Raw genomic sequence first — 19,001 nt, 5'->3', positions numbered from 1 at the left:
CACCCGATCCGTGGAAAAGACGCAGATCGGGCTTTTTCATTTACGGAGGTCTACCCGTGGCTAAGCTGGATAAAACCCTTGAAGAATGGAAAGCGATGCTCGATCCGGAGCAGTACAACGTCTGCCGGCTGAAGGGCACCGAGCGTCCATTCAGCGGTAAATACAACGAGACCAAGACCGACGGCGTCTACCACTGCATCTGCTGCAATGAACCGCTGTTCGATTCAACCACCAAGTTCGATTCGGGCTGCGGCTGGCCGAGCTTCTACGCGCCGCTGGAAGGCAGCGCCGTGGTTGAAGTGCGCGATGTCAGTCACGGCATGATCCGCACTGAAGTGGTCTGCAGTAAATGCGATGCCCACCTCGGCCACGTGTTCCCGGATGGTCCGCCGCCCACCGGTCTGCGCTACTGCATCAACTCCGTGTGCCTGGACCTGGTGCCGCGCAGCGCCTGATGCAGGCCTATCAGCGGCAACAATGGGATAGCGCGCCAGGCAATGGCGCGCTAGCTTGGCTGTTTACCACTTTCGAGGCATCGCCATGAGCGACGAGCTGCTGAACATTCCGGTGCAAACGATCAAGGGCGAACAAAAGACCCTCGCTGATTTCGGCGGCAAGGCGGTATTGGTGGTGAACACTGCCAGCAAGTGCGGTTTCACGCCGCAGTACAAGGGTCTTGAGGAATTGTGGCAGGGCTACAAGGATCGCGGGCTGGTGGTGCTGGGCTTTCCATGCAACCAGTTCGGCAAACAGGAGCCCGGCAACGAAGGGGCGATTTCCGACTTTTGCGAGCTGAACTACGGGGTAACCTTCCCGCTGTTCAAGAAGATCGACGTCAACGGCAGCCATGCGCACCCGCTTTTCGTGCAGCTCAAGAAGCGCGCGCCGGGCTTGCTGGGTTCGGAAGGCATCAAGTGGAATTTCACCAAGTTCCTGGTAGGTCGCGACGGCAAGCTGGTCAAGCGCTACGCCCCATTGACCAAGCCGGAAGACATCAAGGCGGACATCGACGCGCTGTTGAAAGAACAGGCGGCCGGTTGATCGAAGCCTTTTACTGAGGCTGTGCCACCGGGATCCACTGATCCAGCAACGCCATCAATTCCTCGCGACGAAACGGCTTGGCCAAGTAGTCGCTCATGCCCGCGGCCTTGCAGTGTTCGCGCTCTTCGGGCATCGCGTTGGCCGTCAGTGCGACGATCGGCAGGTCCGACCAACGTCCGTTTTTCCGAATACAACGGGTGGCGTCATAGCCATTCATCACGGGCATGTTGCAGTCCATCAGCACCAGATCGAAGTGGTCCTGCTCAAGCTGTTGCAGCGCTTCGGCGCCGTTGCTGCTGACGATGACCTCGCAACCGAGCTTACCCAGCATGCCCTTGGCTACCAGCTGATTAACCGGGTTGTCCTCCACCAGCAGAATACGCGCCCGATGGGTGGGAGAGGGGGCGCCTTGTTCGTGGCTGCTGCCCGCCTGACCGTCAGCATCCAGAATGCGCGCCAGGCTCTGATGCAGCACGTTGCGCGGTAACGGCCGCGCCTGCTGATGCAACGGTGCCAGGGCCGCGACTTGCTCGCTGGGCATGAAATTGCCGTACGCCGTCACCAGCAATACCGGCACCGTGCACGCCTCGCGGATGGCCACCAGGCATTGCGGGCAATCGGTGATGAGCAAGTCCGCGTCGCAGTCGGGTGGTGCGTCTTCCTCAAGGTGCTGGCAGGTAACGCCCCATTCCGGCAGCACTCGGCTCAACATTTCCAGTAATCCGCTGCCCGCATCGCTGGCGACCAGCACTTTGCCTTTCAGCTGCGGCCATTGCAGCGCCGGCGTGTGTGCCGGCAGCGGCAGGTCCACGCGGAAACGGCTGCCGACGCCAAGGGTGGACTCGATACTCAATTGCCCGTTCATGGCATCGGTCAGGTTGTGGGTCAGGGTCAGGCCCAGACCGGTGCCGCCGTACTGCCGGGTGATCGCGGCTTCGGCCTGGGTGAATGGCTGGAAGATCTTCGCCTGAGCGTCCTGCGCGATACCAATGCCGGTGTCGCACACCTCGATACGCATGTGCTCGCCATGTTGACCCAGGCGCACATCCACACGTCCGGCCCGGGTGAACTTGAGGGCGTTCGAGAGCAGGTTGCTGACGATCTGGCGCACCCGGGTCGGGTCACCCAGCACGGACGCCGGGAAACGCGGGTCGATCAGGCAGGTCAGCTCGACATTCGGCGCCGCGTTCTGCGACAGCAGGCTGGCGGTGTCTTCGATCAAGGCCGCCAGATCGAACGGAATGCGCTCAAGCTCCACCTGACCGGCATCAAATTTCGACAGGTCAAGAATGTCGTTGAGCAGTTCGACCAACACCTTGCCCGAGTCGTGGGCAATGGACAGCTGCTGGCGCTGTTCTGCACTCAGCGGGCCATCAAGGGACAGGGCCAGCATGCCCAACAAGCCATTGAGGGGCGTGCGTATTTCATGGCTCATGTGGGCCAGAAAGGCCGAGCGTGCGTGGGCCATGTCCAGTGCCGTGCTGCGCGCGATCTGCAGTTCTTCGTTGGACTGGCTGAGCCGGGCGTTGCTGGCTTCAAGCTGGTTGGTCCGCGCGGAGACGATGTCTTCCAGTTCGTTGAGGTGGTCGGTGAGCCGGTTTTCCGCTTCCCGCCGCCGCGCGAACTCACTGGCCACGCTCTCGAACTGCCGATTCGTGACCGCCACCAGCACGCCGATTTCGTCATGCTCGTGGCCGCGCGGGCAGGGCAGCGGGGGTTGAACGGGGCTGCGCGGATCCCGTTCCGAGAGCGCACGGATCATGCCCGTCAGCGGTTTGGTCAGGGTGAAGTAAAACAGCGCCAGCAACAGGCCGGCCAGCACCAGGCTGCGCACGAAACCGTTGATCAGTGTGATCCCGGCGCGCTGCAGAAAATGGCTGCCGAAAGCGAAGGTGTCGACGTCCAGGTGCAAGATGCCGATGGACTCATTGGGTATGTGGTCCAGGTGCAGCACGTCTTCGAACTGCCGGCTGCCGCCGAACAGGAAGTCACTGACCATCCGGTAAGCGCTGTTCGCCAGCGGCCGTGATACCGCAGCGAGCTGAACGTTGTTGTTATCGGTCAGCCGCGCGCCGACCACGGCCGGGGAGTGCAGCAGGCCGAGGGTCAGTTCCTGGGCGAGTTCTGCATCCAGGTTGTAGGCAATGCGCGAGGCGGGGTTATGACTGATTTGCAGCAGGGAGCGAATTTCACGATCGATGGACGCGTCTTCGCTGGCATAATCGAGCGCAATTTGAGACAGACTGAGCAGCGTGCCCAATACAAAGCCGATCAGCACAGTCAATCGGGCCTGTTTGAATGACAGCCGGTGGGTGATCGCTATATCCATAAAAGGCACTGTCACTTCTTGTGTCCGTCGCGTGGCAAGCATAGCTGATCGCGGCCACGCGTTAACCCGTTAAATCAAGGAGAAACCGTGGATTCTCGATTGAACGCATTTCTGGAGCGCGCCGAGTCGGTGCTGGCGCGCCTCGAACCTCTGCTGCCTGCCGTGCGACAGCCCGTGGACTGGGAGACAACGCTGGCGGCGCGCTGGGTGCGCGAAGGCCGTGTCGGTTACCTGATGCCGCTGGAGGTCACCCTGGACATGCGCCTGTCCGACCTCATCGGCGTTGACCGCCAGCGTGAGCAACTGGGCCGCAACACGCAACAGTTCATCGACGGGCTGCCCGCCAACCACGCGTTGCTCTGGGGTTCCCGTGGCACGGGCAAATCGTCACTGGTCCGGGCGTTGCTCGCCGAGCACGCCAAAGCCGGTCTGCGCCTGATCGAGATCGAGCGGGATCATCTGGGGGATCTGCCGCGTGTGGTTGAGCAGCTGCAGAAATTGCCGCAGCGCTTTGTATTGTTCTGCGATGACCTGTCGTTCGAATCCGGCGAAGGCGACTACCGGGTGCTGAAGAGCGTGCTCGACGGCTCGCTGGAACAGGCGCCGGACAACGTCCTGCTGTACGCCACGTCCAATCGCCGCCACCTCGTGCCGGAAAAGGAGAGCGACAATGCTCACTGGCAGCGCGGTGACGACGGCGAGATTCACCCGAGTGAAGCCGTGGAGGACAAGATCGCGTTGTCGGACCGCTTTGGTCTCTGGCTGTCGTTCTATCCCTTCACCCAGGAGCATTTCCTGGATGTGGTGGAGCACTGGATCGGCGAGCTGGCGGCCAAGGCCGGCTTGCAATGGCAGCGTGATGAAGCCCTTGAGATTCACGCCGTGCGCTGGGCGACCGGCCGCGGCAACCGCAACGGTCGTTGCGCGTATCAGTTCGCCCGCTACTGGGTTGGTTTGAAAATGCTGGAGCAAGACGCATGATCGATTTGAATTCTGCAGGGGAGGGCCTTGATGGCTACCGCCTGCTGGCTGCACAACTGGAATCCCTGCTGGCGGACGAGCGCGATTTCATCGCCAACGCTGCGCAGTTCTCGGCCTTCCTTTATACCCAGCTCGATGACCTGAACTGGGCAGGCTTCTACCTCAATCGCAACGAAGAGCTGGTGCTGGGGCCGTTTCAGGGCCAGATCGCTTGCGTGCGCATTCCGTTCGGCAAGGGTGTCTGCGGCACGGCGGCACAGAGCCGCGAAACCCAGCGCGTGCACGATGTCCATGAGTTTCCGGGACACATCGCCTGCGACAGCGCTTCCAACAGCGAATTGGTGGTGCCATTGGTAAAGGACGGTCAGCTGATAGGCGTTCTGGATCTGGACAGCCCGAGTGTCGGGCGCTTCAGCGAGGAGGATCAGGCGGGGATTGAGCGGCTGGCGGCGATCTTCTTGAAATCGACCGATTGCTGAGATGAAGCCCTGACGCACCGCGCGGTGCGTCAGGTTTAAGCCATCAGTCGTAGATGGCTTTCTTTTTCCATTCGGCGTCGGCGTCCACGACTCTCAAGCCTTCGGTCAGCTCGTTATTGTCGTCTTCAGTCGGTGCGATGGTGTCCAGCACCATGGAGTTGGCCTTGGCCAGCTGCCGTTCCATGGCCTGCAGGTGGGCTTTCCACGGTGCGGGTTCAGGCTGGTTTTTCAGGTATTGGACGCCGCGCTCGAAGGCCAGACGGGCCTGGCCGGGCTGTTCCTGACTCATCGCGTGCTGGCCGAGGTTGTTGAAGAACTCGATGTGCAGCAGCACCAGCAAGTTACGGATCTCGCGAATCCAGTGTTTGGCTTCAGCGGTTTGCAGGAAACCATCGTGGGCTGCCCGCGTGACCTGGCCATGCATGGCTTCCAGGAGAAAGCGCACGTCTTTGGCCTTGGCTTCGGTCTGAATCGGGCTGGCCGGGTTGCTGACCGTGATCGCGTCACCCTGGGCCACCAGTGCTTCCAGTTCAGCCTGGCGTTCCTGAAGGTTCGGGTTGTTGCTCTTTTCCAGCGCCAGCAGACGCTTGACCACGTTCAACTCAAGGCGAACCAGCAGCAGCTTGAGCGCCGGTGTCATCAACTGACCGGGGAAGGTTTCGGACAGCTCGCTGCAGCGACGCAGCCGGTCATTGAGCTCGACAAGACCTCGCGCACGCTCGACCTTTTTGCCCTCTGCGACATGATTCAAGTAGCCGACGGCTATGAGGAGCACGATGCCTGCTACGACGAACAGGGTGATAATGAGTGGTGTCACCGCACAAGCCTCAGTCAAGTAATTTGCGCGAGTGTAGTGGCTATCCACTATCGCGGGAAGGTGGTCCTGTCACTTCGCCAGATTTAGGCCATGGCGGCTGACACCTGTGTATCGGCCGCACATTGCCTTAATAGAGGGCGAAGTCATTGATTTGAATAAATTTTCACTGAGGGGTTGACGACCCCTACATCCATCCATAGAATGCGCGCCACTTGCAGCGTAAAGCACACAGCAGAGCGTAGCAGGCAGTGAATGTTGTAGCGTGTCCCCTTCGTCTAGTGGCCTAGGACACCGCCCTTTCACGGCGGTAACAGGGGTTCGAGTCCCCTAGGGGACGCCATTGCGGGAATAGCTCAGTTGGTAGAGCACGACCTTGCCAAGGTCGGGGTCGCGAGTTCGAGTCTCGTTTCCCGCTCCATTTTTAAGCAGCTTTGCTTTCGGGCGAAGTTGAGTGAAACCAGGAAGCATCTTCGGATGTGTTTCTGGAACTGGAACACAACACCATGGTGTTTCCAGGCTGTGTCCCCTTCGTCTAGTGGCCTAGGACACCGCCCTTTCACGGCGGTAACAGGGGTTCGAGTCCCCTAGGGGACGCCATTTGCGGGAATAGCTCAGTTGGTAGAGCACGACCTTGCCAAGGTCGGGGTCGCGAGTTCGAGTCTCGTTTCCCGCTCCAAATTCTCAAAAACGCCGCTCAACAGAGCGGCGTTTTTGTGTGTGTTCGATTTATATCGAACGCCCGCTGCTGGTGAATCTCGTCCTGCATATTCCGCATATTTACATATAACTATATTGAATTTATTTAATATAACGTCCGATGCTATGGTTCCGATGCCTGATGCTGCGTGAACCAGCGCAGGCCCAAGAATCGGCTACCGCACAGGCGGACCGGCGCTCATTTCATGATCCCGGTTCCGATGGAGCCTCCCCGGAGATTGCCTGTGTCGATCAAATCCTTTCTGCTGCGTCCTGTGTTGTCCCTTCTTTTATTCAGCGGCTCCCTCACCGCGGTGCATGCCGCAGAACTGGTCGTGGGCGACCAAAGCTATGGCGCCCGGACCGTCATGGAAGCCGCCGGCGTTCTCGACGATTTGCCTTACACACTGGAGTGGAAGCAGTTCACTGCCGGCTCGCCGGTGACGGAAGCGCTCAACGCCGGCAGCCTCGACGTCGGACTGCTGGGTGATGCCCCCGTGCTGTTTCTCGGCGCGTTGGGCGCGCCGATCAAGGTGATTGGGGTTTCCCGGCAGAACCTGGCGGGTGTGGCGATCGTGGTCGGCAAGGATTCGCCCATCAAAACGGTGGCGGACCTTAAAGGCAAGCGGGTGGCGATCTGGAAGGGTTCGTGGAGCCAGCAACTGATGCTGACCGCGCTGGACAAGGCCGGCATCGCGCGGGATGCGGTGGAATATCGATATCTGAGTGCGCTGGATGCTTCTCACGCCCTGGACGGCGGCTCGGTCGACGCCATCGCGACGTGGGATCCCTATGTGATTCAACAGGAACGGCAGGGCGGGCGGGTGATCACCACTGCGCAAAACCTGATTCCGGCGCAGAGCTTTGTTGTTGCCAATGACCGCTCGATCAAAGACAAGCGCCCAGAGATCACTGACTTCCTCCGTCGCCTGCAGAAGGCTCGGGCCTGGTCGGTCGCCAACAAGCAAAACACTGACACGTACGCCAACGCCTGGGCCGTCCTTTCCAAGGCCGATCCTGCAGTGGCGCGCGGCTGGTTCGAGCGTTCGGCGACGGTGGTGCTGCCGATTTCGCCCCAGGTCATCACCCAGGCGCAGCAGACCATCGACTTTTTCAACGCCGCCGGGCTGACGAAATCCTATCCTGCTGGCACTGTATTTGACGACTCCTTTGCCTCGGCGCTCGAAGCCGGGGTTAACGCGTTGGCACAAACGGCGCGTTGACCGATCACGGCAGTCATCGCACAGGCCTACCTGCTGGAGCATTCACCCATGAGTTTCACCTCGTTGCATTGGGGCGCTTACCGTCCGCGCGTTGTTGACGGACGTCTGAAGGCCATGGACCCGGTAGAGTGGGACGCGGACCCTTCGCCGATCGGCTTATCCATCCCCGGCGCCATCGACTCTGCCACGCGTATCCGTCGGCCGGCCGTGCGCCGCAGTTTTCTCGAGCGCTTCAACGATCATCCGGCCCTACGCGACCCGCACCTGCGCGGCAACGAAGCCTTTGTCGAGGTGCCGTGGGACGTTGCGCTGGATCTGGTCGCCACTGAGTTGTCGCGGGTGAAGGGCGAGCACGGCAATAAGGCTATTTTCGGCGGCAGCTATGGCTGGGGCAGCGCGGGGCGTTTTCATCACGCGCAGAGTCAGCTGCACCGTTTCCTCAACAGTCATGGCGGCTACGTGTACAGCGTCGACAGTTACAGCCTCGGCGCCGGCCGGGTGTTGATGCCGCACATCGTCGGCAATATGGACTGGCTGCTGGCGGCCCATACGTCCTGGCGCAATCTGGCGGAGCACTGCGAGCTGTTCGTCGCTTTCGGCGGCTTGCCGTTGAAGAACGCCCAGTGCAGTCCCGGCGGCGCCAGCGATCATCTGGTCAGCAACGGCATTCGCAGGATGTCGGATGCTGGCGTGCAGTTCGTCAATGTCAGCCCGCTGCGTGATGATTTAACCGGACCGGAACGCAATGAATGGCTCGCCGTCCGGCCCGGCAGCGACACTGCGCTGATGATGGCGCTGTGCTGGGTGCTGGTGGACGAAGGGCTGCACAACACGGATTTTCTGCGTCGCTACACGACAGGGCATGAGCGCTTCATCGAATATCTGATCGGCGCCGTGGAGGGTGTGGCGAAGACGCCGGAGTGGGCTGCGGCCCTGACTGGTATTCCGGCCCAACGGATTGTCAGCCTTGCGCGGGAAATGGCCGGCAAGCGCACGATGATCAACGTCGCCTATTCACTGCAGCGGGCGCAGTTCGGCGAGCAACCGTTCTGGATGACCGTGACCCTGGCGGCAATGCTCGGGCAGATCGGTCTGCCCGGCGGCGGCTTCGGTCTGGGTTATGGCTGCATGAACAACACCGGCAGCGGGCGCAAGGCGTTTTCCGGGCCGCGCTTTTCCCAGGGCGTGAACCCGGTCAAGGATTTCATTCCGGTGGCGCGGATCACCGACATGCTGCTCAATCCCGGCGAGGCTTTCGATTACAACGGCAAGCGGTATCACTATCCGCACATTCGGCTGGTGTACTGGGCTGGCGGTAACATCTTCCACCATCACCAGGACATCAATCGACTGCTGCACGCCTGGCAGCGTCCGGAAACCATCATCGTTCACGAGCAGTTCTGGACCGCTCAGGCCAAACACGCCGATATCGTACTGCCGGCCACGACCGCACTGGAGCGGGATGACATCGGCAGCGCGGCGTCGGACCGCTACATGATCGCCATGCACAAGGCGATCGAGCCAGTGGGGGAGGCGCGGGACGATTATGCGATCTTCGCCGAGCTGTCCCGTCGGCTCGACTGCGAGCAGCCGTTTACCGAGGGCCGTGACGCCGGGCAATGGCTGCGCTTGCTGTATGAAGAGTCGCGACCACGGGCTGGAAGCTTCGCCATTGAACTGCCCGATTTTGAGGAATTCTGGCGCGACGGTGTCTTTGAGGTGGATTACCCGCCAAACGATACGGTGCTGCTCAAGGCGTTTCGTGACGACCCGCAGGGCAATCCGCTACAGACGCCGTCGGGCAAGATCGAGATTTTCAGTGAGACGATCGCCGGCTTTGGTTACGCCGATTGTCCCGGCCATCCCGTTTGGCTGGACAAGCCTGCCCAGCCGCGGCCCCTGCATCTGCTGTCGAACCAGCCGAAGACGCGGCTGCACAGCCAATACGACCACGGCGCGTACAGCCAGGCCTCGAAAATTCAGGGGCGGGAGCCGTTGACAATCAACCGGCAGGACGCCTTGGCGCGCGGGATTGCCGAGGGGGAGGTGGTCAGGGTGTTCAATGATCGAGGTGCGTTTCTGGCGGGAGTGATGGTGTCCGACGACATTCGTGAGGGCGTGGTGCAGATCGCCACCGGCGCCTGGTTTGATCCGTTGGCGAAGGGGCAGGCGAACAGCCTGGAGAAGCACGGCAATCCGAATGTGCTGACTGAAGATGTCGGCGCGTCGAGTCTGTCCCAGGGCTGTTCGGCGCAGACGGTCACGGTTGACGTCGAGAAGTGGCACGGCGAAGTGCCGCCGATCACCGCGTTCGAGCCGCCTGAAATGTTGGCTTGATCGGCAAGCCGATGCACGGCGCGTATGGTAGGACCGGCTTTAGCCGGGAATGCGTCGGGTGTCACGCTGCAAGATTTGGGGGTTCACACTGGCGCCTTCCCGGCTGAAGCCGGTCCTACAGGGGGAATGCGGTGCTACTACTGCCTGACCGCCCGTGCGGCAAACACCGCCTTGCCCACCCCCTGCAACACCACGTCATTCTGCGGCGTATGGACACGGCCGCAGACGACGTTGCGGTAATGGCGTTGCAGCGGGTTGCTGCGGGACAGGCCGGGGTTGCCGGTGGCTTCGATGGCCAGCTCTACCGCGCGAATGGCGTTGCTGGTCACCAGGTATTTGATCTGGGAGGCATGGCCCGCCGACGTCAGCCCATGGGTCGCTGACTCCAGCAGCGTGCGATTGGCGAACAGCAGCGTGTCGATGCGGCCGAGCACTTCCTGAAAGCGCGGCAGTGTCGACAGCGAGGCGCCCAGGTTGGACGGCGTGCGCTGCTCCAGAAAACCGACCAGCCAGTCCCGCGCCGACTGAGCAATGCCGTCGTACACCGACGACAACAACACCGACATCCACAGCAACCCCGTCGCATCCAGCTCCGGCTGCGGCGAACTCGCCGGGCTGGTGTTGACGGCATGGTCCAGCGGCACCAGCACGTCGTCGAAAATCACTTCGTGGCTGGACGTTGCGCGCATGCCCAGGTGGTCCCAATCCTCGACGATGCGCACGCCCGGGCTGTCCTTGCGCACCAGCCACACCCCGACCCGCGGATCGGCGTCATCGCTGCGCGCCCACACGTTGAACCAGGTCAGCCCGTGACTGCCCGTCGAATAAATTTTCCGTCCGCTGATCCGCCAGCCTTCCGCCGTCCTGCGCGCAATCGTCGCCGGCAGTCCGCCGCGAGAAGGTGAACCCAGGTCCGGCTCGACCCGCAGGGCATTGATCAGCGCGCCCTTATTGACTGCGTCCAACGCCACCTGGCGGTAGAGATGCTCCGGCCAGTTTTTCACCTCGCGAATGCGCGCGTGCTGGATGTACTGCATCACCAGAATCAGCGCAGTGGAAGGCTCACCCTTCGCCACCGCGCTGATCACTTGCTGTGCCCGCTTAAGATCCGCATCGCCGCCCCCCAGAGCGCCTTCGACCGTCAGCCCGAGCAAGCCGTGCTCTTGCAGCAAACGGAAGTTCTCGTGTGGGAATTCAGCCGTTTCATCGTAGTGCTGCGCGGTCTCGGCCAGCCGCTCGGTGATCCCCTGCAAACGCGCCACAAAGGCCGCCTCGGTCTCGGCATCTGCTGAAGCATCAGGCTGCCGATTCAACCCTGCGCTCATGCCGGGACCTGCGATTGTTCAGCGTCCGTGACCTTCGTCGCAGTGGCCAACCGCGCGGCCGTATGACGATTAACCGGAAACGCCAGGCCGAAATGCTCGCGCAGGGTCGAACCACTGTAATCAGTGCGTTGCAGGCCACGCTGCTGCAGGACTGGAATGACCAGCTCCGTGAAGGATTTCAGCCCATCAGGCAGCAGCGAATTGATGATGAAACCGTCGCTGGCGCCGTGCTCGAACCAGTGCTGAATCTGATCGGCGACCTGTTCAGGTGTGCCGACGAACTCGCGGCGAGGGCGGGAAAAGTCCAGCGCGACCTGGCGCAGGGTGAGGTTCTGCTCTCTGGCCTGCTGTTTGATGCGATCTGATCCGCCTTTCTGGCTGTTGGCCCCAAGATCGCCCAGGTCTGGAAACGGCGCATCCAGCGGGTATTGGCTGAAGTCGTGGTCGTTGAACGGCCGGCCCAGCGCGACGATGGCGTCCTCGATGCTCACCAGTTGCACGGCTTGCTGATACCGCTGCTCAACCTCGTCTGCGTCGCGACCCACGATCGGGCGAATCCCCGGCAAAATCGACAGGTCATCCGGGTTGCGGCCGAAGCCGACAGCGCGGCGCTTGAGATCGGCGTAATACGCTTGGGCTTCTTCCAGGGACTCGGCGTGGACGAAAATCGCGTCGGAATATTCCGCAGCGAAGTTGCGCCCGTCCTCCGAGGTGCCCGCCTGAAACAGCACCGGCTGGCCCTGGCGGGAGCGGGCGATGTTCAGCGGACCTTTCACCTGGAAAAAGTCGCCCGCGTGGTTCAAGGGGTGCAGCTTGCTGCGGTCAAAGAACTCGCCGGTTTGCTTGTTGCGGGTGAAAGCGTCGTCCTCCCAGGAATCCCACAGCCCTTTGACCGCCGATACGTGTTCCCTGGCGATGCGATAGCGCACGGCGTGGGGCGGATGTTCGCTCTTGCTGAAGTTCTCGGCGGTGCCGCTGAGCCATGAGGTGACGACGTTCCAGCCGGCCCGGCCGCCGCTGATGTGGTCCAGCGACGAAATCTGTCGCGCCACCTGGAAAGGTTCGGTGTAGCTGACGGTCACGGTCGCCACCAGCCCGATCTTCGATGTCGTCGCTGCCAGCGCCGAGAGAATGGTCAGCGGCTCGAACCGGTTGAGGTAATGCGGGCTGGATTTCTCGTGAATGTGCAGGCTGTCAGCGATGAACACGAAATCGAACTTCGCGGCCTCGGCCAACCGGGCCTGTCCCTTGTACCAGTCGAAGTTGGTGCTGGCATCAGCCTGCGCGTCCGGGTGGCGCCACTCGCCCCAGCCGTGGCCCACGCCGTGGACCATTGCACCGAATTTGAGTTGACGAGGCTTGCTCATGATCTGTGCTCCTTATTCGAGCGCTTAACGCGCAGCTTGGGGATTGGTTGGGTCAGTGGCTTGATTGGCTGTGTGTTCGGCCGATTGCTCGGCGGCCAGGCGGATGGCGTTGAAGTCCGGGTCGAAGCCGTGGGAGACGTCGACGTGCTTGTTGAGGATGCCTTCGCGCTGATAGATGTCCGCGGTGTTCTGCAGGCCTTCGATGACGCCGTCATTGATGCTCACGCGTTCCATCTTCGTCTCTTGATTGACCGCCAGGTGCACGGCCAATGGCAGGCCGGTCACCTTGGTCTGGGCGGCGGCATATTCGGCAGGGTGGGCGTTGGCCCAGCGGTAGGCGCGGTCGAGCCGCACCACGAAGTCGTCCAGCTGCACGCGCTTGTCGGCGATGGCTGAGCGGGTCGCAGCCAGGTAGGAATGGTTGGTCAGCAAATCCGGCCCATTGGGCAGAATGCGCGCGCCGTTTTGCGTGGCGACGGTGGTGTAGGGCGCCCAGGTGGCCCAGGCGTCGGCGTCGCCGTTGTCGAGGATCAACCGGGATTCACTGGGCAACAGGTAGACGAAATTCACGTCGTTGGTCTTAAGCCCTGCTTCGTTCAGCGCGCGAATGGCCAGGTAGTGGCCGATGGAGCCGCGCCCGGTGACGATGCGCTTGCCCTTGAGGTCCGCCACCGACTTGATCGGCGAGTCGTTACGCACGATCAGCGCGGTGGTGTAGCGGCCATCGACGTGGGTGATGCTGATCACCTTCAACGCCGCGCCGGCGCCCAGCGCGAAGACATAGGGCGCGTCGCCCAGTGCACCGACGTCCACGGCCCCCGCGTTAAGGGCTTCGCCCAGTGGCGACGCCGAAGGGAATTCGGAAAACTTGATCTCGTACGGTACGTCTTTCAACTCGCCAGAGACCTCCAGCAGCACTTTGAGCGCAGATTTCTGGTTGGCGACGAGCAGCGGCTGAAGCGGCCCGGCGGCCTGGACGATCGGGCCGAATGACAGTGCGAGCAACGCCCCGATGAGCAGGTTTCGGGCGCGGAGCAGGGGAGTGAAGGGGGCGGACATGGTGCGTGTCTCCAGGCGTGGAAATGGATTCTCGGCCTCCGCCTGGAGAAGGGGTCGGCAACAGGATTGACCATATGCCTATAACAAACGTAATAGAAGTATCTTTTGGTTATATGCTAATTATGTATTTGCGTGATTATTAATTGTATTATTATTAAATAATCGCATAAATATTTTTAAGGCTGTTCGTTTTTCCGGCAGCGGTTACCCAGGAAGTGGCGGGCACACTCCCTGGATTTCATAGGCTGTAACGCCATCTTCAAGAGCACGCTCACTCCCACAGGGGGCGCGTAGCCCGCGCGACGAAGGGGGCCAGTGGTTGGGCGGTTCAGATCACATAGAACCCATGGGTCCCGTCGCGGCCCAATTGCTCGACCAATCCGTACTCCCAATCCAGATACGCCTGCATCGCTTCACGCGGTGCATCGGTGCCCTCGTACGGCCGGCGATAGCGATCAATGCGCGGCGAGGCCAGATGGCTTTCACCGTGCTCAAGCTCGAAACCGGCAGACACCCAACTGGCGGTGCCGTCCTTCAGCACAAACACTGGCTTGCCGGTCAGGGCTTCGACCTCCGACACCGCCAGGCGCGCGAGTTTGCTGCTGCCACAGGTGAGCACGTAACGCTCGGCAACCGGGATGTTTTGCAGCGCGTTTGCCAGCTCGGCACGCAGCACCCACCAGGCGCCGGGAATATGCTGCTTCACGTAGTTGGCGCTGGCGGTGAAATCCAGCACTGCCACGCTGCCGTTTTCCCGCCACTCTCGCAGCGCCTGCGCGCTAATCTCCTCGACCTGTGACGCGGGCGGATTCGGCGCGTTCCAGCCGCCTTTTTCGCTGAAATCCTCTGGACTCAGGTCGTCCACCACAAGCACCTCCCAGCCCAACTGCGCGAGCCAGGAAGCAGACATGTTCGCGCGCACGCCGTCGTCATCCAGTAACACGATTCGCGCGCCGCGCACGCTGGCGTAATGGTCAGTCTCCTGCACCAGCTGCCCGCCCGGCGTCGAACGGGCACCGGGCGCATGGCCGGCTTCGAATTCCTCCGGCGTGCGCACATCGAACAGGTACGTTGTGCGTGTCGTTTCTGCCTGCCAGACCGGCAAGTCCGCGCGGCTGGCGCGTTTCACTCGCGCTTTGTCCGCCACCTGGCGCGCATCGGACCGGGCAACTTCCCGGATCGCTTCACTGAGCGGCGGGAAGCGCCGTGATTGCCCGTGGTCCAGCGTCTGCCCGGCCAGCAGCCAGCCGATCGTGCCATTGCGCAGGGCGGAAATCGGGTTGGGCAGGCCGGCATTCACCAGTGACTGAGTGCCGATGATGCTGCGCGTACGCCCCGCGCAATTGACGATGATCCGGGTATTGGGATCGGGTGCCAGCTCACGGGCGCGCAGCACAAGTTCGGCGCCGGGCACACTGACGCCAGTGGGAATGCTCATGGTCTGGTATTCATCGAACCGCCGCGCATCCAGCACCACCACGTCGGCCTTGGCGTCGAGCAGCTGCTTGACTTCCTCGGCGGTCAGCGATGGCGTGTGGCGATGGTGCTCGACCAGTTCGCCGAACGCCTTGCTCGGTACGTTGACGTCGATGAACACCTCGCCGCCAGCGTCGCGCCAGCCCTGCAGCCCGCCTTCAAGCAGCTTGACGTCGCTGTAGCCCAGGTCCTGAAGACGCTTCAAGGCGCGTTCGGCCAAACCTTCGCCGTTGTCATAAACGGTGACAGCGGTGTCGCGACGTGGGATGCGCGCGAGCACCTCCAGCTCCAGTTTCGACAACGGGATGTTGGCGGCGAACAAGGGGTGGGCTTCGGCGAATGGGGCTTCTTCACGGACGTCAACCAGCGCGACTTCTTCATGGGCGAGCAGGGCGCGGCGGATGTCGGCGTAGGAACGGGTGTGGTGGCTCATTGGGCTTGGCTCTCTTTGGACAGATCCCAGATGTTCGGGAGAAAGGCGTTGGAATAGCCGGAGATGAACAGTTTTTCGCTGCCATCGGGCTGGTAAACAGCGCGCTTCACGGCGCCGATGTTGGCGCCGTAGACATGAATACTGATCGACACCTGATCGTCGAAAGCATTGCTGACCTGATGAATGTCGTTGCTGTGCGGCGACAACGCCTCGACGTGGCCGGGCTCCAGGCGGATGGCCGGGCCTTCCTGCTCGAGGCGGCCATCGGGGCCGCGGGCGAACCCCTGCGAATACTCGGCGCCGCGCAGCATGCCGATCAAGCCCCAGATGCGGTGATCGTGAATGGGTGTGCTTTGGCCCGGTCCCCACACGAAACTGACGACCGAAAAGCGCTGCCGTGAGTCGGCGTGCAACAGAAACTGTTGATAGCGTGTCGGATCGGGAATGGCGAACTCATCCGGCAGCCAGTCGTCATAACGGACCAATTGCCCCAGCAGCTTGCCTCCCCGTGAAAGCAGGTCGCCTTCCCTCGGATTGCTATCGATCAGTTCGGCCAACGCGCCGATAAAAGTCCTGAGTCGTTCAGGGTGTCGGATGTGAGTCATGTCGGCTCCGGGCAAAGAAGAGAGCTTCATATAAGCATAATGCAGTGGGTTAATATGCTAACTATTGATGATTAGGTTATAACCAAAAATGCGTTGATAACCGATTTTCAGGATGAAGGTCGATGTGATGCTATCCAGAGCCTTCGATAGCCATTATGATTTTTGCCTATCTTGTTCCCCTTATTCCATGTGCGATCTGAATGAAAATTGATGACATCGATGCATTCGTAGCGGTCATTCGCTGCCAGTCGATCAGCCATGCTGCTGAGTCCCTGGACCTGACCCAGCCGGCCATCACGCGCCGAGTGCAAAATTTTGAGCAGGCCTTGGGCGTTGAGTTGTTCGACCGTAACACCAAGCCGCTCAAGCCGACGCCAATGGGCACGCAGGTCTATCAGAAGTGTCTGGGGATCCTGCGGGAAATGGACTCATTGCGCGAGCTCGTTGCCAGCGACACGCCGCCCAGTGGCTTGCTCAGGCTGGGCGTGCCGCAAACCATCGGTGACGTCGTGCTGCTGGATGCGCTGAAGCACCTGCGCGGGCAATTTCCCGACCTGCGCGCCCAAGTGATCACTGGCTGGGGCAGCCACCTGATCGGCAAAATCGAGAATGGCGAACTGGACGCGGCCGCGGCGCTGTTCCCGGCCGGGAAGATCTTCCCTGAAGGCATCGTCGGCGAGTCCATCGGCAAGATGGAGCTGGTGGTGGTGTGCGCCAGGAGCGCGCTGCCGAAAAAGCCGGTGAAACTGGCTGACTGCTACGAGCAGGGCTGGGTGCTCAACCCCGACGGCTGCGGTTTCCGTGCCGGGCTGCAACGTACGCTGGCTGATCAGGGGTTGAGCCTGAAGGTCAATCTGGAAACCTTCGGCACCGAGCTGCAACTGGGTCTGGTCGCCGACGGCATGGGGCTGGGTCTAGTGCCGCGTCCGCTGCTGGAGCGCAGCGTTCACCGCGATGCACTGGCGGACATACCGCTCAAGGACTTCAAACCGGTGATGGACCTGTGGCTGATGTATCCACGCTTCCTCGGCAACTTGCAGGTGCCGGTGGCGTCTTTCGGCAGCCTGGTGGCGCAATCGCTGAAACAGGAGCGGGATGCGGCTTGAGGGGCTCTGACATGACCTTTGGCTTGGAGTGGCCGACAAGCCATCCGCCAGACCCGCACGCGCTATGGTGCCGACTTGTCGAATAGAAGATCGTAGCCAGGCTAGTACCGACAGTGAGTCGTTCCCACTCATACCGAGGTGCTTGCCTGGATGCAGCGTTCTGTCGTTTCCGAGATGCAGAGTCGTTCCTCAGCAATCGCTTATATCCAAGAATTCTCTAAGCTTTGCGATAGTCATCGGTCCGCGCGTACAATCCAGTTGGGTGCGTAAGGCAAGGTGCTGATGCGCAGGTTAAAATTCCAGTACTGGTCGGGCCGCCGGTGAGGAACACCCGTGCCTGCGCCAAATACGCCCGCATCAAATGTCGTCCCCCGACCACAGATTCTTACCAGCCGAGCGTTGGCTGCGGTCGAGCGATTCAGCCATATCGAAGCCCTCAGCGGCGTCGTTCTTGTATTAGCCGCTATCGCTGCACTGCTCTGGGCCAACACCTCGCCCAGCGTTTCCTATGAGGGCTTCTGGCACACTTCAGTGGCCATCACTATCGGATCTTTTAGTGTAGGTCAGTCACTGCACTTCTTGGTCAATGACGGCTTGATGACCATCTTCTTTCTCGTGGTCGGAATGGAGATTCGCCAAGAGATCCAGGACGGCGCTCTGTCCAACGCAAAGCTGGCTACGCTCCCGCTAGGTGCCGCACTAGGTGGTGTGCTGGTCCCGGCGGGCGTTTACCTTGCTTGCAATATAGGTACCGCGTCTGCCCACGGCTGGGCAGTCCCCACGGCGACTGATATCGCGTTCGCGGTGGGAGTGCTTGCTCTGTTGGGCAAATCGATCCCAGCCAATCTGCGAGTCTTCCTGCTAGCCCTCGCAATCATCGACGACATCGCTGCGATACTCATCATTGCACTGTTCTATACCGCAAGCCTGCATTTGGTCGGCCTGGCTATCGCAGGCACAGGTCTCGCGCTCGTCTTTGTGATGCAAAGGATGGGGATCGGCTCGGCATGGCTCTACCTGTTGCCGGGCGCGATTGTCTGGGGAGGCCTTTTCAAGCTTGGTGTACATCCAACACTGGCGGGCGTAATTCTGGGGCTTGTGACTCCGGTATGGTCTGCCCCGTCCCGCGAGCGACCACTCGAAATCATGTCCCAGGCATTCCGAGATCTCACGCACCGGGTAGACCAGGGCGAGAAAAAGGTCTCAGAGCCACTCAAGCAAATCCGGCTTGCCGAGCGTGAAGTGATGCCTCCGGTGCAACGAGTTCAGGAGGCGCTCCATCCGTGGGTCGCTTTCGTCATCATGCCGCTGTTCGCGCTTGCGAACGCTGGAGTCAGTGTTCAGGGCGCTCAGCTAAGCGACGCAGCTGTGGTTTCGGTTGTTTATGGCGTCGTACTGGCATTGGTGCTTGGTAAGCCCATCGGCGTCGTGCTCGCGACCTTCCTTTTGGTTCGCACCGGGCTTTGCAAACTGCCGGAACAGGTGACTTGGCGCGGAGTGATACTTGTAGGTCTGCTCGCTGGTATCGGCTTCACGATGTCGATTTTCATCGCCGGCCTGGCCTATGACGACGACCGTTTATTGGCCGCGGCGAAGCTGAGCGTGCTGTGCGCTTCCTCTGTGTCCGCAGTGCTCGGTTTGCTGTGGGGGTTGTTCAACTTCAGAAAGCCACCCAGTCATTAGTTGCTACAGATATCATCCAACTCACCCTCACGTAACAGCGGAGT

Annotated in this window: 15 protein-coding genes and 4 tRNA genes; 12 read left to right on the top strand and 7 right to left on the bottom strand. The window is 61.1% G+C overall.

The features are described from left to right. Nucleotides 1-56 precede the first annotated feature (56 nt). Nucleotides 57-455 carry a peptide-methionine (R)-S-oxide reductase MsrB gene (gene msrB / locus AC0Z8Z_RS17640; RefSeq protein WP_369306673.1) on the top strand — a complete coding sequence of 133 codons (399 nt, stop codon included), beginning with the start codon at nucleotides 57-59 and terminating at the stop codon, nucleotides 453-455. An 85-nt stretch (nucleotides 456-540) separates the two neighbouring features. Next, nucleotides 541-1,041, top strand: coding sequence for a glutathione peroxidase (locus tag AC0Z8Z_RS17635; RefSeq protein ID WP_122535598.1), 501 nt, complete (start codon nucleotides 541-543; stop codon nucleotides 1,039-1,041). Nucleotides 1,042-1,051: 10 nt separating this feature from the next. Here the strand turns inward: AC0Z8Z_RS17635 and AC0Z8Z_RS17630 are convergent, their stop codons facing one another. Then, entirely contained in the window at nucleotides 1,052-3,370 is a 2,319-nt protein-coding gene (locus tag AC0Z8Z_RS17630; RefSeq protein ID WP_485619946.1) for a hybrid sensor histidine kinase/response regulator, read from the bottom strand. 87 nt (nucleotides 3,371-3,457) lie between these two features. Here AC0Z8Z_RS17630 and AC0Z8Z_RS17625 point away from each other — a divergent pair, with 87 nt between their 5' ends. Continuing rightward, nucleotides 3,458-4,351 (top strand): ATP-binding protein, encoded by an 894-nt coding sequence (locus AC0Z8Z_RS17625; protein WP_485619945.1) that lies wholly within the window; start codon nucleotides 3,458-3,460, stop codon nucleotides 4,349-4,351. Beyond that, nucleotides 4,348-4,830 carry a GAF domain-containing protein gene (locus AC0Z8Z_RS17620; RefSeq protein WP_485619944.1) on the top strand — a complete coding sequence of 161 codons (483 nt, stop codon included), beginning with the start codon at nucleotides 4,348-4,350 and terminating at the stop codon, nucleotides 4,828-4,830. Before AC0Z8Z_RS17625 ends, AC0Z8Z_RS17620 begins: the two co-directional genes overlap by 4 nt. Nucleotides 4,831-4,873: 43 nt before the next feature. Here AC0Z8Z_RS17620 and AC0Z8Z_RS17615 read toward each other — a convergent pair whose 3' ends face one another. Further along, nucleotides 4,874-5,647: a hypothetical protein gene (locus tag AC0Z8Z_RS17615; protein ID WP_485619943.1), complete on the bottom strand. Its 774-nt coding sequence runs from the start codon at nucleotides 5,645-5,647 to the stop codon at nucleotides 4,874-4,876. A gap of 264 nt (nucleotides 5,648-5,911) precedes the next feature. On the opposite strand from AC0Z8Z_RS17615, the gene AC0Z8Z_RS17610 reads away from it, so the two are divergent. The 6 genes from AC0Z8Z_RS17610 to AC0Z8Z_RS17585 all read left to right on the top strand — a co-directional run bounded on the left by AC0Z8Z_RS17610 (nucleotide 5,912) and on the right by AC0Z8Z_RS17585 (nucleotide 9,903). Next, a tRNA-Glu gene (locus AC0Z8Z_RS17610) sits at nucleotides 5,912-5,987 on the top strand. A gap of 2 nt (nucleotides 5,988-5,989) precedes the next feature. Then, nucleotides 5,990-6,065, top strand: a tRNA-Gly gene (locus AC0Z8Z_RS17605). A 103-nt stretch (nucleotides 6,066-6,168) separates the two neighbouring features. Continuing rightward, a tRNA-Glu gene (locus tag AC0Z8Z_RS17600) sits at nucleotides 6,169-6,244 on the top strand. A 3-nt stretch (nucleotides 6,245-6,247) separates the two neighbouring features. Beyond that, nucleotides 6,248-6,323: transfer RNA gene (locus AC0Z8Z_RS17595), tRNA-Gly, on the top strand. A gap of 241 nt (nucleotides 6,324-6,564) precedes the next feature. After that, nucleotides 6,565-7,566 (top strand): ABC transporter substrate-binding protein, encoded by a 1,002-nt coding sequence (locus AC0Z8Z_RS17590; protein WP_485620038.1) that lies wholly within the window; start codon nucleotides 6,565-6,567, stop codon nucleotides 7,564-7,566. A gap of 48 nt (nucleotides 7,567-7,614) precedes the next feature. Continuing rightward, nucleotides 7,615-9,903, top strand: a complete 2,289-nt coding sequence (locus tag AC0Z8Z_RS17585) for a molybdopterin guanine dinucleotide-containing S/N-oxide reductase (protein ID WP_485619942.1) — start codon at nucleotides 7,615-7,617, stop codon at nucleotides 9,901-9,903. A gap of 137 nt (nucleotides 9,904-10,040) precedes the next feature. Here the strand turns inward: AC0Z8Z_RS17585 and AC0Z8Z_RS17580 are convergent, their stop codons facing one another. The 5 genes from AC0Z8Z_RS17580 to AC0Z8Z_RS17560 form a co-directional block, all read right to left on the bottom strand. Then, nucleotides 10,041-11,228: an acyl-CoA dehydrogenase family protein gene (locus tag AC0Z8Z_RS17580; RefSeq protein WP_485619941.1), complete on the bottom strand. Its 1,188-nt coding sequence runs from the start codon at nucleotides 11,226-11,228 to the stop codon at nucleotides 10,041-10,043. Further along, nucleotides 11,225-12,595, bottom strand: a complete 1,371-nt coding sequence (locus AC0Z8Z_RS17575; protein ID WP_485619940.1) for an LLM class flavin-dependent oxidoreductase — start codon at nucleotides 12,593-12,595, stop codon at nucleotides 11,225-11,227. Before AC0Z8Z_RS17575 ends, AC0Z8Z_RS17580 begins: the two co-directional genes overlap by 4 nt. Before the next feature lie 24 nt (nucleotides 12,596-12,619). Beyond that, on the bottom strand, nucleotides 12,620-13,654 hold the full coding sequence (locus tag AC0Z8Z_RS17570) for an ABC transporter substrate-binding protein (RefSeq protein WP_485619939.1): 1,035 nt from the start codon (nucleotides 13,652-13,654) through the stop codon (nucleotides 12,620-12,622). Between the two features lie 328 nt (nucleotides 13,655-13,982). After that, entirely contained in the window at nucleotides 13,983-15,563 is a 1,581-nt protein-coding gene (locus AC0Z8Z_RS17565; RefSeq protein WP_485619938.1) for a rhodanese-related sulfurtransferase, read from the bottom strand. Continuing rightward, complete coding sequence (locus tag AC0Z8Z_RS17560) at nucleotides 15,560-16,168, bottom strand: cysteine dioxygenase family protein (RefSeq protein WP_485619937.1); 609 nt, start codon at nucleotides 16,166-16,168, stop codon at nucleotides 15,560-15,562. Before AC0Z8Z_RS17560 ends, AC0Z8Z_RS17565 begins: the two co-directional genes overlap by 4 nt. 200 nt (nucleotides 16,169-16,368) lie before the next feature. Here AC0Z8Z_RS17560 and AC0Z8Z_RS17555 point away from each other — a divergent pair, with 200 nt between their 5' ends. After that, nucleotides 16,369-17,274 (top strand): LysR family transcriptional regulator, encoded by a 906-nt coding sequence (locus AC0Z8Z_RS17555; RefSeq protein WP_485619936.1) that lies wholly within the window; start codon nucleotides 16,369-16,371, stop codon nucleotides 17,272-17,274. 333 nt (nucleotides 17,275-17,607) lie between these two features. Further along, on the top strand, nucleotides 17,608-18,957 hold the full coding sequence (gene nhaA / locus AC0Z8Z_RS17550) for a Na+/H+ antiporter NhaA (RefSeq protein WP_485619935.1): 1,350 nt from the start codon (nucleotides 17,608-17,610) through the stop codon (nucleotides 18,955-18,957). Nucleotides 18,958-19,001 lie beyond the last annotated feature (44 nt).

The sequence above is a fragment of the Pseudomonas sp. 1L-C-7-B-C1 genome, from assembly GCF_057291635.1.
Note: the sequence above shows the minus strand (reverse complement) of the source record. Positions and strands in the feature narration are given on the sequence as shown.

Coding starts and splice junctions, on each gene's coding strand:
- AC0Z8Z_RS17635 (WP_122535598.1), top strand. CDS start 541: ATGAGCGACGAGCTGCTGAACATTCCGGTGCAAACGATCAAGGGCGAA.
- AC0Z8Z_RS17630 (WP_485619946.1), bottom strand. CDS start 3,370: ATGGATATAGCGATCACCCACCGGCTGTCATTCAAACAGGCCCGATTG.
- AC0Z8Z_RS17620 (WP_485619944.1), top strand. CDS start 4,348: ATGATCGATTTGAATTCTGCAGGGGAGGGCCTTGATGGCTACCGCCTG.
- AC0Z8Z_RS17590 (WP_485620038.1), top strand. CDS start 6,565: ATGGAGCCTCCCCGGAGATTGCCTGTGTCGATCAAATCCTTTCTGCTG.
- AC0Z8Z_RS17585 (WP_485619942.1), top strand. CDS start 7,615: ATGAGTTTCACCTCGTTGCATTGGGGCGCTTACCGTCCGCGCGTTGTT.
- AC0Z8Z_RS17580 (WP_485619941.1), bottom strand. CDS start 11,228: ATGAGCGCAGGGTTGAATCGGCAGCCTGATGCTTCAGCAGATGCCGAG.
- AC0Z8Z_RS17575 (WP_485619940.1), bottom strand. CDS start 12,595: ATGAGCAAGCCTCGTCAACTCAAATTCGGTGCAATGGTCCACGGCGTG.
- AC0Z8Z_RS17570 (WP_485619939.1), bottom strand. CDS start 13,654: ATGTCCGCCCCCTTCACTCCCCTGCTCCGCGCCCGAAACCTGCTCATC.
- AC0Z8Z_RS17565 (WP_485619938.1), bottom strand. CDS start 15,563: ATGAGCCACCACACCCGTTCCTACGCCGACATCCGCCGCGCCCTGCTC.
- AC0Z8Z_RS17560 (WP_485619937.1), bottom strand. CDS start 16,168: ATGACTCACATCCGACACCCTGAACGACTCAGGACTTTTATCGGCGCG.
- AC0Z8Z_RS17555 (WP_485619936.1), top strand. CDS start 16,369: ATGAAAATTGATGACATCGATGCATTCGTAGCGGTCATTCGCTGCCAG.